The 13124-nt window shown below is 73.8% G+C and carries 12 protein-coding genes; 5 read left to right on the top strand and 7 right to left on the bottom strand.

Going from position 1 to position 13124, the window contains the following annotated elements; translation table 11 throughout:
• Nucleotides 1–13: 13 nt before the first annotated feature.
• Genes DSM104299_RS18910 through DSM104299_RS18900 form a run of 3 tightly spaced genes read left to right on the top strand, consistent with a single transcriptional unit; the run spans nucleotide 14 to nucleotide 3670 of the window.
• Nucleotides 14–1549, top strand: a complete 1536-nt coding sequence (locus DSM104299_RS18910; RefSeq protein WP_272473199.1) for a sugar ABC transporter ATP-binding protein — start codon at nucleotides 14–16, stop codon at nucleotides 1547–1549.
• A gap of 3 nt (nucleotides 1550–1552) precedes the next feature.
• A complete protein-coding gene (locus DSM104299_RS18905; protein ID WP_272473198.1) occupies nucleotides 1553–2587 on the top strand; it encodes an ABC transporter permease in 1035 nt (344 codons plus the stop codon).
• Between the two features lie 48 nt (nucleotides 2588–2635).
• Nucleotides 2636–3670, top strand: a complete 1035-nt coding sequence (locus tag DSM104299_RS18900) for a substrate-binding domain-containing protein (RefSeq protein WP_272473197.1) — start codon at nucleotides 2636–2638, stop codon at nucleotides 3668–3670.
• Nucleotides 3671–3823: 153 nt separating this feature from the next.
• Here DSM104299_RS18900 and DSM104299_RS18895 read toward each other — a convergent pair whose 3' ends face one another.
• The 7 genes from DSM104299_RS18895 to DSM104299_RS18865 form a co-directional block, all read right to left on the bottom strand.
• A complete protein-coding gene (locus DSM104299_RS18895; RefSeq protein ID WP_272473196.1) occupies nucleotides 3824–5293 on the bottom strand; it encodes a DHA2 family efflux MFS transporter permease subunit in 1470 nt (489 codons plus the stop codon).
• A gap of 51 nt (nucleotides 5294–5344) precedes the next feature.
• Nucleotides 5345–5851 (bottom strand): MarR family winged helix-turn-helix transcriptional regulator, encoded by a 507-nt coding sequence (locus tag DSM104299_RS18890; RefSeq protein WP_272473195.1) that lies wholly within the window; start codon nucleotides 5849–5851, stop codon nucleotides 5345–5347.
• A gap of 62 nt (nucleotides 5852–5913) precedes the next feature.
• Nucleotides 5914–6735: an ABC transporter ATP-binding protein gene (locus DSM104299_RS18885; RefSeq protein ID WP_272473194.1), complete on the bottom strand. Its 822-nt coding sequence runs from the start codon at nucleotides 6733–6735 to the stop codon at nucleotides 5914–5916.
• Complete coding sequence (locus tag DSM104299_RS18880) at nucleotides 6732–7787, bottom strand: FecCD family ABC transporter permease (protein ID WP_272473193.1); 1056 nt, start codon at nucleotides 7785–7787, stop codon at nucleotides 6732–6734. Before DSM104299_RS18880 ends, DSM104299_RS18885 begins: the two co-directional genes overlap by 4 nt.
• Nucleotides 7784–8794, bottom strand: coding sequence for a FecCD family ABC transporter permease (locus tag DSM104299_RS18875; protein WP_272473192.1), 1011 nt, complete (start codon nucleotides 8792–8794; stop codon nucleotides 7784–7786). The genes DSM104299_RS18880 and DSM104299_RS18875 overlap by 4 nt, the downstream gene beginning before the upstream one ends.
• Before the next feature lie 24 nt (nucleotides 8795–8818).
• Nucleotides 8819–9289 (bottom strand): SIP domain-containing protein, encoded by a 471-nt coding sequence (locus tag DSM104299_RS18870; RefSeq protein ID WP_272473191.1) that lies wholly within the window; start codon nucleotides 9287–9289, stop codon nucleotides 8819–8821.
• Between the two features lie 46 nt (nucleotides 9290–9335).
• Entirely contained in the window at nucleotides 9336–10289 is a 954-nt protein-coding gene (locus DSM104299_RS18865) for an HD-GYP domain-containing protein (RefSeq protein WP_272473190.1), read from the bottom strand.
• 201 nt (nucleotides 10290–10490) lie between these two features.
• Here DSM104299_RS18865 and DSM104299_RS18860 point away from each other — a divergent pair, with 201 nt between their 5' ends.
• On the top strand, nucleotides 10491–11429 hold the full coding sequence (locus DSM104299_RS18860) for a ribose-phosphate diphosphokinase (protein ID WP_349294588.1): 939 nt from the start codon (nucleotides 10491–10493) through the stop codon (nucleotides 11427–11429).
• A gap of 73 nt (nucleotides 11430–11502) precedes the next feature.
• A complete protein-coding gene (locus DSM104299_RS18855) occupies nucleotides 11503–13110 on the top strand; it encodes a PucR family transcriptional regulator (protein ID WP_272473188.1) in 1608 nt (535 codons plus the stop codon).
• Nucleotides 13111–13124: the final 14 nt, after the last annotated feature.

Genomic DNA, 13124 nt, shown 5'->3' with positions numbered 1-13124 from the left:
TGGAGGGCTCGGCATGACCGACGACGCGCGGCCCATCCTCGAGGTCCGCGGCCTCACCAAGGAGTATCCGGGCGTCCGGGCGCTGCGCGGCGTCGACCTCGACGTCCGCGCCGCCGAGGTCCACTGCCTGCTCGGCCCCAACGGCGCGGGCAAGTCGACGCTGATCAAGTGCGTCGCGGGCGCGGTCGAGCCGACCGCCGGCGAGATCCTCTTCGCCGGCGAGCCGCTGCCCGCCGGCGACCCCGCGGGCTCGCTCAAGCGCGGCGTGGCCACCATCTACCAGGAGCTCGACCTGGTCGAGGACCTGTCCGTCGCCGAGTCGATCTTCCTCGGGCACGAGCCGCGCCGCGTCGGGCTGCTCGACCGCGAGGCCATGCGCCGCGAGGCCGCCGCGCTGCTCGCGCGGCTCGGCCACGACCAGATCTCGCCGAGCGTGAAGGTCCGCGCGCTGCGGCCCGCGGCGCGGCAGATCGTCTCGATCGCCCGCGCGCTGTCGGGCGACGTCCGGCTGCTGATCATGGACGAGCCGTCCGCGATCCTCGACGAGGGCGAGATCGAGACGCTCTTCGCGGTCGTCCGGCGCCTCACGGGCGAGGGCGTCGGCGTCATCTACATCTCGCATCGCCTGGACGAGATCCGCCGCATCGGCGATCGCGTCACGGTGCTGGCCGACGGCGCGACGGCCGCGACCGGCCTGCCCGCGACGACGCCGACCGACGAGCTGGTGGCCCTGATGGTCGGCCGGCGCGTCGAGCAGCTCTACCCGGAGCGCCCGGCCGCGCGTCCGGACGCCCCCGTCCTCCTCGACGTCCGCGGCCTGCGGCGGCTCCCCATGGTGCGCGGGGTGTCGCTGCAGGTTCGCGCGGGAGAGGTCGTCGGGCTCGGCGGCCTGGTCGGCTCCGGCCGGACTGAGTTGTTGCGGTTGATCTACGGGCTCGACGTCCCGGAGGAGGGCGCCGTCGACGTCGATGGCAAGGCCTTGAAGCCCGGCTCGCCGCGCCGCGCGATCGACGCCGGCCTCGGCCTCGCGCCCGAGGACCGCAAGTCGGAGGGGCTGGTCCTCGACTGGTCGCTGGCCAAGAACGTGAGCCTGTCCGTGCTGCCGCGGTTCGGCCGCGCGCTGCTGGACGTCGGCGAGGAGCGCGACGTCGCGCGCCAGGAGCTGCGCCGGCTGAACACCGTCCCCGACGACGTCGACCGCATCGCGCGCCTGCTGTCGGGCGGCAACCAGCAGAAGGTCGTCCTGGCACGCTGGCTGCTGCGGCGCTGCCGCGTCCTGCTGCTGGACGAGCCCACGCGCGGCGTCGACGTCGCGACCAAGGCCGAGTTGTACCGGTTGATCTGCGACCTCGCCGCGTCCGAGGGCCTCGGCGTCCTGATGGTGTCCTCCGAGCTGGAGGAGCTCGTCGGGATCTGCTCGCGGATCCTCGTCATGCGCGAGGGCGAGGTGGTCGCCGAGGTCGACGGCGCGACCGCCAGCCTGCGCGACCTGCTGCGCCACGCCGTGGCGCCCACCGACTCCCCCGATCTCGCCGAAGAGGTTGCCTGAGCCATGAGCACCACCAACGCCACGGAACCCACCGTCCCGAAGACGCCGAGCGGCCCGAGCATGCTGACGCGCGTCCGCGGGCTCGAGCTGCAGGAGTACGCGCTGGCCTTCGTCGTCGTCGCGCTGTTCGTCGCGGGCGCGATCGCCAAGCCGGACACGTTCCCGACGTGGGACAACATCCGCAACATGCTCACGCAGGCGTCGGTGGTCGGCGTCCTGGCGATCGGCATGACGTTCGTGATCGCGACGGCGGGCATCGACCTGTCGGTCGGCTCGATCGTCGCGGCAGCCGGTCTGTTCGGCGGGATCCTGGTCAAGGACGGGTCGGGCGGGACCTTGTTGTTCATCATCGGAGCGATCGGCTTCGCGACCGCGCTGGGCAGCGTCAACGCGATCGCGGTCGCCTACGGGCGGGTGGTGCCGTTCATCGCGACGTTGGCCATGTTTTCGATCGGGCGCGGCATCGCGCTGCTGTTGAACGACAAGCTGCCGGTGGGGCTGCTCGACCTGAACGGCGGGTCGTTCGGCGAGCCCAAGGCATTGTCCTTGCTCTGGTTCGGCTCGGGTCGGATCGCCGGGATCCCGGTCTCGGTCTACATCTTCCTGGCGGTCTGCGTCGGCGGCTGGGTGCTGCTGAACCGCACGCGGTACGGGCGCTACGTGGTCGCGGTCGGCGGCAACCGGGAGGCGGCGCGGATCGCCGGCGTCCCGGTTCGGCGGATCATCTTCAGCGTCTACGTCCTGTCCGGGCTGCTCGCGGGTGTCGCGACGGTCCTGCTGTGCGCGCGCCTGGGCAGCGCGTCGCCGGTCAGCGGCAACTTGTATGAGTTGGACGCGATCGGCGCCGTCGTGATCGGCGGGACGAGCCTGGCCGGGGGCCGGGCGACGATCGTCGGGACGTTCCTCGGGGTGCTGACCTTCGCCCTGATCTTCAGCCTGATGACGCAGCTGAACCTGTCCACCGAGGTCCAACAGGTCACCAAGGGCGCGATCGTGCTGGGTGCGGTCCTGCTCCAGCGCCCGGAGGCCCGGTACTAGATGTACGCGTTGTCCATCATCATGAGGAGGAGACACGAGATGTCGCGCATGCGGCTTCCCATCACCACGGCGGTCGTGGCGCTCTCAGCGCTCGGACTCGCCGCGTGTGGCAGCAGTAGCAGCACCAAGACGGTGACGGTGCAGGCGCCGGCGGCGCAGACCGCCGACAGCGAGAGCGGGACCACGGGCAAGAAGGTGAAGATCATCGCCAGCGTCCCGCCGACCGACCACGGCTGGCTCGGCGCGATCTCCAAGAACGCCAAGGCCGCCGCGGCGCTCCACAAGGACGTCGACTTCGAGCTGCTCCAGGCCGCCGACGCCGACTCGCAGGCCCAGCAGATCGAGCAGGCGATCGCGCAGAAGCCCGATGCGCTGGTCGTCCTGCCGCAGGACGGCGAGGCCCTGACGCCCGTCGCGCAGAAGGCCGAGCGCGCCGGGATCCCGGTCGTCAACATCGACCGCCTGTTCAGCAAGCAGGACGCGGCCACGGCCACGATCCTGGGCGACAACTACCAGATCGGCACGCTGGCGGCCGACTACATCGGCGACCAGCTGAAGTGCAGCGGCAACGTGGTGGAGATCCAGGGCCTGGCCGGCATCTCGGTCACCACCGACCGCTCGAAGGGCTTCACCGACGAGCTGAAGAAGAAGTGCCCGAACGGCGGCATCAAGATCGTGGCCAGCCAGCCGGGCGACTTCAACCCGGACACCGGGCTCAAGGTGATGGAGAACATCCTCAACGCCAACAAGAAGATCGACGCCGTGTACACGCACGACGACGACATGGCCCAGGGCGTCGTCCAGGCGATCCGCAACGCGGGCCGCGACAAGGAGATGTTCCTGACCGGCGTCGGCGGCTCGTCGGACGCGATGAAGCAGATCAAGGCCGGCGGCCTCTACCGCGCGACCTTCCTCTACAACCCCAACATGGCGGCCTCCGCCGTCAACATGGCCCGCCTGATCGCCCTCGGCCAGGGCCTGCCCGAGCTCGTCCCGCCGGAAGTCCCCCGCCAGGTCGTCGTGCCGGCGGCGGTGGTGACGCAGGACAACGTGGACAAGTACCAGAAGTACGCGTTCAACTAGGAGTTGCCATGGCGCCGCGGGCGAATCTCGCTCGCGGCGCCGTGCCACCGGCGCCATCGGCTCACGCGGATGGCACACCCGTGGCGGCGCAGCCTCTTGCCCGCGGCGATGGGATCGCGCCCGCCGCCCGCCGCCCACCGTCTCCGCCGCGGCTCAGCTCCGCGGCGCCGCCGGATCCTTCCCGCCCAGCGGCAGCGCCGCGACCCCGATCGCGACGAGCACGAGGCCGGCCGCGACCGCGAAGGCCAGGCGGTAGCCGCCGGTGAGGGCGTCGGTGGTCGCCTGGCCGGCGGCCGTCAGGTGCTCGGTTCGGGAGGTGGAGAGGGTGGCGAGGATCGCGAGGCCGAGGGCGGCGCCGATCTGCTGGGTGGTGTTAACGAGGCCGGAGGCGAGGCCCGCGTCCTGTGGTGCGACGTCACGCATCGCGAGGGTGGTGAGCGCGGGGGAGGCGAGGCCGAAGCCGAGGCCCATGAGCACGAACGACGGCAGCAGGTCGACGGCGTAGGTCGAGGCGGCGGGCAGGCGGGCGAGCAGGGCGAAGGAGAGCGCGGAGAGGGCGAGGCCGACGAGGAGCGTCGGGCGCACGCCGATCCGCTGCATGACGCGGCCGGACAGCTGGAGGGCGACGGTGCCGATGACGAGCGCGATCGGCAGCGTGGCGAAGCCGATCTCGATCGGGCCGAAGCCCTTGACGCCCTTGAGGTAGAGCGCGACGAGGAACTGCTGGCCGAACGCGCCGGCGATGAGCAGGATCTGGGTGGTGTTGGCGACCGCGACCGACCGGATCCGGAAGATCCGCAGCGGCGCCAGCGGCGCGCGGGCCGTGCGCTCGCGCAGGACGAACGCGGCGGCCAGGGCGACCGCGAGCGCGCCGACGCCGAGCGTGCGGCCGGAGGTCCAGCCGCGGTCGGCGGCCTCGACGATCGCGTCGACGCCGAGCATCAGCGCGGCGACCGCGAGCAGCGCGCCCGGCAGGTCGGCGCCGGCGCGGAGCCCGAGGCCGGCGTCGCGCGGGAGGCGGCGCAGGGCGGCGACCGCGGTGGCGATCCCGACCGGGACGTTGACGAAGAAGATCCAGTGCCAGCTGATGGCCTGCGTGAGGATGCCGCCGGTGACGAGCCCGGCGCTCGCGCCCACCGCGCCGACCGCGGCGTAGGCGCCGATCGCCTTGGCCTGCTCGCGCGGCTCCGGGAACAGTGTGACGACCATGCCCAGGATCACGGCGCTGGTCAGCGCGCCGCCCGCGCCCTGCACGAACCGCGCGGCGATCAGCATCGTCTGCGACTGGGCGAGCCCGCACAGCGCGGAGGCGCCGATGAACACCCACAGCCCGGTGAGGAAGACGGCGCGCCGCCCGACGAGGTCGCCGAGGCGCCCGGCGAGCAGGAGCAGCCCGCCGAAGGCGATCAGGTACGCGTTGAGCACCCAGGCCAGATGCGCCTGCGAGAACCCGAGGTCCCGTTGGATCGACGGGAGCGCGACGTTGACGATCGTCGTGTCGAGGATCGTCATGAAGAACCCGGCGCAGAGGATGACGAGCGCGACCGTCCGGTCACGCGCGGCCTCCAGCGGGCTCCCGGTCTGGCTCGGCTGCTCTTGGTGTTCGACGGCGAGGACGCTCATGAGAGCGACCATAACAGATCGTCTTGTACGGGACTATCTTGTGTGGCCCTACTAACGCGGCGCGCGGCGACGCACCGGCTGCGCCGTCGCCACCGGCTCGGACAGCCGGTCGCCGACGAGCGTCCGCAGCGCGTCGACCAGGACCGTGCCCTGGTCGCCGGGCAGGGTCGACAGCACATCGCCGCGGATCCGGTCGAAGATCGCGTCGGCCTTGCGCAGCAGCCGCGTGCCCGCCTTCGTCACGACGATCACGCGGGCCCGGCGGTCGGTGGGAGACGGGCGGCGCTCGGCGAGGCCGGCGCGCTCGAGCTCGTCCATCGTCACCACCATGGTGGTCTTGTCCAACCCCACCATCTTGGCGATCTCCGTCTGGGACCAGGCGCCGGTCTCGGCGGCGATCAGCACCATGTGGCCGCGCGGCGCCAGGCCGAGGTCGTGCAGCGCGGCCGTCAACTCGGTGGTCAGGACGTGGCTCGCCCGGGACAGCAGCCAGCACAGGTTGTCGGTCAGCGGCCCCGGTGCGGTCGCGGGCACGGGCGTGTCGGTCGGGGCGGCCATGGCCCCACGATACCGCGCGGTCGATCCGCCGCGAGATCGTCTCGCGGCGGATCATCCGACACCTACCGACCCGCCGTCTCGACCGGGCGCGGCTTCACGGCCCGCCGGCGCGCCGCCGGCACCACCAGCGGCGTGCCGGTCTCCGGGTCGTCGACGACGCGGCAGCGCAGCCCGAAGACGCGCTCCACCAGCTCGGCGTCGACGATCGCGCACGGGTCGCCCTCGGCGACGATCGCGCCGCCGGCCATCGCGATCAGGTGCGTCGCGTAGCGGCAGGCGTGGTTGAGGTCGTGCAGCACCGCGACGAGCGTCCGGCCCTGCTCCTCGTGCAGCTCGGCGCACAGGTCCAGGACCTCGATCTGGTGCGTGATGTCCAGGAACGTCGTCGGCTCGTCGAGCAGCAGCAGCGGCGTCTCCTGCGCCAGCGCCATCGCCAGCCACACCCGCTGGCGCTGGCCGCCGGACAGCTCGTCGACCGGCCGGCCGGCGAGGTCGTCGACGCGCGTCGCGGCCATCGCCGCGGCCACGGCGGTCTCGTCGTCGCGCGACCACTGCCGCAGCAGCCCCTGGTGCGGGTAGCGACCGCGGGCGACGAGGTCGGCGACCGTGATCGCGTCGGGCGCGATCGAGGACTGCGGCAGCAGCCCGAGCCGCCGCGCGACCTCCTTGGACGGCAGCGAGGTGATGGCCTCGCCGTCCAGCACCACGCGACCCTCCGACGGCTTGATCATCCGCGCCAGCGCGCGCAACATGGTGGACTTGCCGCAGGCGTTGGGCCCGACGACGACCGTGAACGAGCCGTCCGGGATCGTCACGTCGAGTCCGTCGACGACGGTCCGGTCGTCGTAGCCGAGGGTCAGCCGCTCGCCGAGCAGGCGCGTCATGCGCGTCCCTTCCGGGCTTCCTGGGCCAGGAGCCACACGAGGTACAGGCCGCCGAGCCCGCCGGTCATGACGCCCACGGGCAGCGGGGTGGACGGGAACAGCCGTTGGGCCAGGACGTCGCTGGCCAGGAGCAGGACCGAGCCGGTCAGCGCGGCGGTCATGACGCCCGGGCCGGTCGCGCCGGTCAGCCGGCGGCCGATCTGCGGCGCGGCCAGCGCGACGAACGTGACCGGGCCCGCCGCCGCCGTGGCGACCGCGGTCAGCAGCGTCCCGGCCAGCAGCGCGCCGAGGCGCGCGCGCTCGACGCTCACGCCCAGCGCCCGTGCCGCGTCGTCGCCCATCTCGATCATCCGCAGCGGGCGCTGCACGGCGACGGCGACCGGCAGCAGCAGCACGACCCCGGCCAGGGTCGGCCACACGTGCTCCCACCCGCGGCCGTTCAAGGACCCTGCCAACCAGACCGAGGCACGTTGGATGTCTTCGATCCGGGCGCGCGTCAGCAGGTAGTTCGTCAGCGCCTCGAGCGTCGCGCTCACGCCGATCCCGATCAGCACCAGCCGGTAGCCCTGGACGCCGCCGCGGCGCCACGCGAGCGTGTACACCAGGAACGCGGTGAGCAGGCCGCCGACGATCGAGCCGGCCGCGATCGCCGCCGTCCCGCCGCCGATGACCGCGATCTCGAAGACGGCGGCGGCGCTGCTGCCCGCGGTGAAGCCGATGATGTCCGGGCTGCCGAGCGGGTTGCGCGCGATCGACTGGAACACCGCGCCGGCCGCGCCGAGCGCCGCGCCGACCAGCAGTGCGGTCAGCGCGCGCGGCAGCCGCAGCGTCTCGACGACGAACGAGGTCGCGGTGTCGCCGCGGCCGAGCAGGGCGTCGACGACGTCGAGCGGGGCGATCGGGTAGTCGCCGGTTCCGACCGCGACGACGAGCAGCGCCGCGCAGGCGACGGTCAGCACCGCGCCGACGACGACCACTCGCGGCGGCGTGGTGCGGAACACGCCCGCGCGATGCAGCAGGCCGATCCGCAGCATCAGGCCGCCGGTCGTCACAGCTGGGCGATCCGCTGGCGGCGGATCAGCGCGACGAAGACCGGGCCGCCCAGGAAGGCGGTCACGATGCCGACCTCGATCTCGCCCGGGCGCTCGACGACGCGGCCGATGACGTCGGCGGCGAGCAGGAGCGTTGGCGCGAGCACGGCGCTGTAGGGGAGGACCCAGCGCTGGTCGGGCCCGCAGATCGCGCGGGCGACGTGCGGGACCGTCAGCCCCAGGAAGACGATCGGCCCGGCCGCGGCCGTCGCGGCGCCGCACAGCAGCGTGACCGCGACGGCGCCCGCGGCGCGCGTCCGGCCGACGTGCGCGCCGAGCGCCCGGCCCGCGTCCTCGCCGAGCGCGAGCGCGTTGAGCGGCCGCGCCAGCGCCAGGGCGACCACCAACCCGACGCCGAGGAACGGCGCGATCTGCCAGGTCGTGTCGGCGTCGTGGCCGCCGAGCGCGCCGACGAGCCAGAAGCGGTAGCGCTCCAGCGTCTCCTGATCGGCGACCGTGATCCCGTTGACGACCGCGGTCAGCGCGAACGTCACGGCGGTTCCCGCGAGCGCGAGCCGGACGGGCGTCGCGCCGCTGCGGCCCTGGGCGCCGACGCCGTAGACGACGATCGCCGCGGCCGCCGCGCCGGCGAAACCGAGCCAGATGTAGGTCTTGGGGGCGGACACGCCGAGCAGCGCGACGCCGACGACGATCGCGGTCGCCGCGCCGGCGTTGATGCCGAGCAGGCCGGGGTCGGCCAGCGGGTTGCGGGTGAGCGCCTGCATCAGCGCCCCGGCCACGCCGAGCGCCGCGCCGACCAACAGCCCCAACATGGTCCGGGGGATGCGCAGGTCGCGGATGACGATCGCGTCGTCGGAGCCGTCGGGGTGCAGCAGGAGCTCCCACACGCGGTGCAGCGCGATGGGCTTGGCGCCGACGCTGATCGACAGCAGCAGCGTGAAGACGAGGATCGCGAGCGCGGCGAGCAGCCCGAGGGCGCGAGTCGAGGTGGTACGGCGGAGGGCCATGCGGTCGCCGGCGCAGCGCGGGGGCTAGGACTCGTCGTCTTCGACGTCGTCGGGCGTGTCGCGGTGCTGCCAGTAGCCGATCGCCTGCATGGGCCCGATCGGCAGGCCGCGCTCGCCGCGCAGGTGCTCGCGCAGCCCGCGCACGGCGAGGGCCTCGCCGGCGAACCAGAGCTCGGGCGGCGGCCCGTCGCGGTCGCGCTCCGGCAAGGTGGTGGCCTTGATCGCGTCCAGCAGGCGCGCGCCGCGGCCCGCCGGCGCGCCGGCGCGCTGCACCCAGACGACCTCGGCCTCGACGCTCGCCGGCGTCAGCGGCTGGCGCTCCGCCGCGTCGGGGTCGTAGGCCCGGATCGTGTCGTTGCGGGCGTGCTGCTCGGGCGCGCCGGGCGGGAAGCGCCAGCCGTCGAGCGGCAGGACCGGCGCGGCGCCGGTGCGCAGCGGGAACGGACGTGCGGACGCGGGGGTTCCGGCGGCGGAGGTGGTGGACGACGGCGCCATCTCGTTAGGTGACCCTAACAAAGACGGCGCGACCTCTTAGGTCACCCTACGTGGCGAGCGCCTCGAGCAGTCCCCAGGTCGCGGCCGGGTCGAAGTGCGTGCCGGTGCCGGCGACGATGCGCTCGCGCGCCAACGGCGCGGCCAGCGCGGGGCGATAGGGGCGCGTGGCCGTCATCGCCTCGTACGCGTCGCACACCGCGATGACGCGCGCGCCGATCGGGATCTGCTCGCCGGCCAGGCCGTCCGGGTACCCGGTGCCGTCCCAGCGTTCATGATGGTGTCGCACGGCGTGGGAGGCCGCGCGGAAGCCGGGGATCTGCGCCAGCGCGCGGGCGCCCCAGACCGGATGCTCGCGCATGATCGACCACTCCGCCTCGTCCAGTGGTCCGGCCTTGTGCAGGATCTGGTCGGGGACGCCGATCTTGCCGAGGTCGTGCAGGTGCGCGGCGATCCGGAGGTGATCGAGCTCGGCGCCCGCGACGCCGACGCGGCGCCCGACCTCCTCGCACAGCTCGACGACCGTCGAGCTGTGCTGCCCGGTGTAGCCGTCGCGCAGGTCCAGCAGCTGGGCGAGCGACTGCACGCTGGCGTCGAGGGTCAGCGCGAGGTCGCGCTCGGCCTCGGCCGCGCGCAGGGCCTCGGCGGCGAGCAGGACGAGGCCGTCGAGCGCGTCGCGCAGCGCGCGGCCGCGGCGCAGGCGCGGGCGGACGACGACGAGCGTGCCGTAGGCGGTCGCGCTGATCGGCAGCAGGCCGGTGGCGGCGTGGCGGTCGACGACGACGTGCTCGCCGTCGGGGAAGTCGTCGGGGTGGAGCGCGTCGAGGTCGTCCAGCGCGCTCGCGTCGCCCGCGCAGGCGATCAGCGCGTGCTCGCCGTCGCCGGCGCTCTCGGCCCGGGTGATCGCCACGACGGTGGCGTGCGTCGACCGGCACGCCTGCTGCGCGACCTGCGCCAGGAGCGGGTGGTCGGCGTGCGTCGTGCGCGGGAGCAGGCGTGCCATGTGAGAGCTGAGCGTTCCGCGTGACCGCGGGTTCAAACGGCCGCACACCCTTTCGCACCACGTTCTTGCGCGAAACCTGCACAAAGATGGTGTGTTGCGTCCCACGTCCGTGGAGGGGCCGCGCCGCACGCCGCGCGCCGCGTCGGGAGAATCGTCGGTCACGTGCCCACGCATCTCCCTCTCGACTACGACAAGCGGCTCATGCTCTTCGCGGGGCGCAGCTCGACGGCGCTGGCCGACGAGATCGCCACGCGCCTGCACGTCGAGCCAGGACCGGTCGACCTCCAGACCTACGCGAGCGGCGAGATGTACTGCCGCTACGAGGAGTCCGTGCGCGGCGCCGACGTGTTCGTCGTGCAGTCGCTGGCGGGCACGCGCGACGGGTCGCTGACGCTCAACGACGCGTTGATGGAGCTGGTGCTCATGGTCGACGCGGCCGTCGGGGCGAGCGCCCATCGCGTGATCGCCGTGATCCCGTGGTTCGGGTACTCGCGGCAGGACATGAAGTCGCGGCTGCGCGAGCCGATCAGCGCGCGGGCGGTGGCGAGGATGCTGGAGAGCGTGCGGGTCAACCGCGTGCTGACGGTCGACCTCCACACCGGCCAGGCGCAGGGCTTCTTCCGTGTGCCGGTCGACCACATGACCTCGCTGCACATGCTGACCGACGACCTGCGCGGCCGGCTGCCGGAGGACGCGGTCGTCGTCGCGCCCGACGCCGGGCGCGTCAAGCTGGCCAAGAAGTTCTCCACGCACCTGGGAGCCGAGCTGGCGATCCTGGATCCCGAGGCCGACAACCCGACCCATCGCGTGATCGGCGACGTGGCGGGGCGGACCGTCGTCGTGGTCGACGACATCCTGGACACCGGCGCCACGCTGGCGAAGGCCGTCGGCGCGCTGCGCGACGCCGAGGTGACGGCTGTCAACGCGGTCGCGATGCATCCGATCCTGAGCCCCGGGACGGTGGAGCGGGTCGACGCGTTGGGGCTGGAGGAGCTGCTGGTGACCGACACCGTGCCGGTGCCCGACCAGGCGCCCAGCGCGCTGCGCGTCGTGAGCTGCGCCGGGCTGCTGGCCGACACGATCCACCGGATCTTCACCGACGACTCGGTCGCCGAGGCGTTCGGCGGCGACAACATCTAGCGCCAGCGCGCGCGGGCGCCGCGGGTCGCCCCGCCGCGAGCACCAGACGTTGTGTCTACCCTGGTCGCGCCCGATGGACGACTCCGCCTCGCCCCGCATCACCGTCGCCGCCGCGCTCGAGCTGCCGGCGCTGCGCCGCGGGCTGCCGGAGGTCGTCGCCGGCGCGGGGCATCTGGAGCGGCCGATCCGGTGGGTGCACGCCGGCGAGGTCCCGAACATCGCGTCGCTGCTGCGCGGCGGGGAGCTGCTGCTCACGACGGGCATGGGCGTCGGCGCGAAGGCGGCCGACCAGCGCCGGTTCGTCGCCGAGCTCGCGGCGCGGCAGGTCGCGGCGCTCGTCATCGAGCTGGGACACACCTACAACGACCACCTGCCGCCGGCGCTCGTCGTCGCCGCCGAGCGCCACGACCTCCCGCTCGTCGAGCTGCACGCCGCCGTGCCGTTCGTCGCGGTCACCGAGGCGATCCACACCGAGATCGTCAACCACCACTACGACCTCCTGCGCCGCGCCGAAGGCCTCCAGGAGCGCTTCACCGGGCTGATGCTCCAGGGCGGTGGGATCCCCGGCGTGCTCGCGCTGCTCGCCGAGGCGCTCGCCAACCCGGTGTTCCTGGAAGCCGCCGACGGCCGCCTGCTCTACCACGCCGCGCCGCCGAGCTCGGCGGCCGAGGACGATCCCGTCGGCGCCTGGTCGCAGGCGGCGCGGGGCGCGGACGCGCTCGGGGTCGCCGCGCCCGTGCCGACCGGCGACGCCGACGCCGCCGGCCGCCTGCTCGTGCTTCCGGTCGACGCGCCGCTCGACGCCTTTGCCGCGCTGGCGATCGACCGCGCCGCCGGCATCGTCGCCCTCGCGCTGCTGCGCACCCGCCAGGAGGACGAGCTGCTGGCCCGCGGCCGGGGCGACCTCCTCGCCGAGTTGGCCGCCGGCCGCGTCGCGCCCGACCGCGCCGCCGCCCGCGCCACCGCGATGGGCTTCGCCGACCGCGGCGCGAGCGCCCTGCTGCCGCTCGTGGCGCGCCTGGGCGGCGCGTCGCACGCCGGCGACGGCGCGCGCGTGGGCGCCGCGGCCTCCTGGCTGCCGTCCCTCCGCGACGTCGAGCGCGACCTCGCCGCGCTGGGCGCGCCGGCCCTCGTCGGCGTCGATCCCGCCGACGGCTCGTTGTTGGTGGTCTTGGCTCTGCGCGACGCGAGCGCGCGCGCCGATGCGGCCACCCGCGCGGCCGACGTCCTGCACGCCGCCGCGCCCGACGCCGTCATCGCCGTCGGCGGCACCGCCGGCTGGCCGCTGGTCGCGCGCCAGCTCAAGGACGCCGCGGAGTCCAGCGCCGCTGCGCAGGGCCTGCCGCCGACGAGCTGGCACGACGCCACCAGGATGGACCTCGACCGCCTGCTGTGGCGCTGGCGCGACCGCGACGAGCTGGCCGTGTACGTCGAGCGGGTCCTCGGCGCCGTCGTCGCCCATGACGCCCGGCGCAAGCACCAGCTGATGCCGACGCTGGAGGCGCTGTGCGCCTGCGGCGGGCGCAAGGCCGAGACCGCGCGCGCCCTGCACCTGAACCGCCAGGCGCTGTACGACCGCATCGCCCGGCTCGAAGCGGTGCTGCAGAGCGACCTCTCCGACACCCGGACGCTGCTCGCGCTCCACCTCGCGCTCCAGGCGCGGCGCCACGTGCGCGACTGACCGACTAGACAAGG

The organism is Baekduia alba, from assembly GCF_028416635.1.
Lineage (GTDB): Bacteria > Actinomycetota > Thermoleophilia > Solirubrobacterales > Solirubrobacteraceae > Baekduia > Baekduia alba.
The sequence above is the reverse complement of the archived record's forward strand: the minus strand, read 5'-3'. Positions and strand labels throughout refer to the sequence as shown.

Bases quoted from the DNA above. Each gene is read 5' to 3' on its own strand.
- DSM104299_RS18910 (WP_272473199.1), top strand. From the start codon at position 14: ATGACCGACGACGCGCGGCCCATCCTCGAGGTCCGCGGCCTCACCAAG.
- DSM104299_RS18905 (WP_272473198.1), top strand. From the start codon at position 1,553: ATGAGCACCACCAACGCCACGGAACCCACCGTCCCGAAGACGCCGAGC.
- DSM104299_RS18900 (WP_272473197.1), top strand. From the start codon at position 2,636: ATGCGGCTTCCCATCACCACGGCGGTCGTGGCGCTCTCAGCGCTCGGA.
- DSM104299_RS18895 (WP_272473196.1), bottom strand. From the start codon at position 5,293: ATGAGCGTCCTCGCCGTCGAACACCAAGAGCAGCCGAGCCAGACCGGG.
- DSM104299_RS18890 (WP_272473195.1), bottom strand. From the start codon at position 5,851: ATGGCCGCCCCGACCGACACGCCCGTGCCCGCGACCGCACCGGGGCCG.
- DSM104299_RS18885 (WP_272473194.1), bottom strand. From the start codon at position 6,735: ATGACGCGCCTGCTCGGCGAGCGGCTGACCCTCGGCTACGACGACCGG.
- DSM104299_RS18875 (WP_272473192.1), bottom strand. From the start codon at position 8,794: ATGGCCCTCCGCCGTACCACCTCGACTCGCGCCCTCGGGCTGCTCGCC.
- DSM104299_RS18870 (WP_272473191.1), bottom strand. From the start codon at position 9,289: ATGGCGCCGTCGTCCACCACCTCCGCCGCCGGAACCCCCGCGTCCGCA.
- DSM104299_RS18865 (WP_272473190.1), bottom strand. From the start codon at position 10,289: ATGGCACGCCTGCTCCCGCGCACGACGCACGCCGACCACCCGCTCCTG.
- DSM104299_RS18860 (WP_349294588.1), top strand. From the start codon at position 10,491: ATGCTCTTCGCGGGGCGCAGCTCGACGGCGCTGGCCGACGAGATCGCC.
- DSM104299_RS18855 (WP_272473188.1), top strand. From the start codon at position 11,503: ATGGACGACTCCGCCTCGCCCCGCATCACCGTCGCCGCCGCGCTCGAG.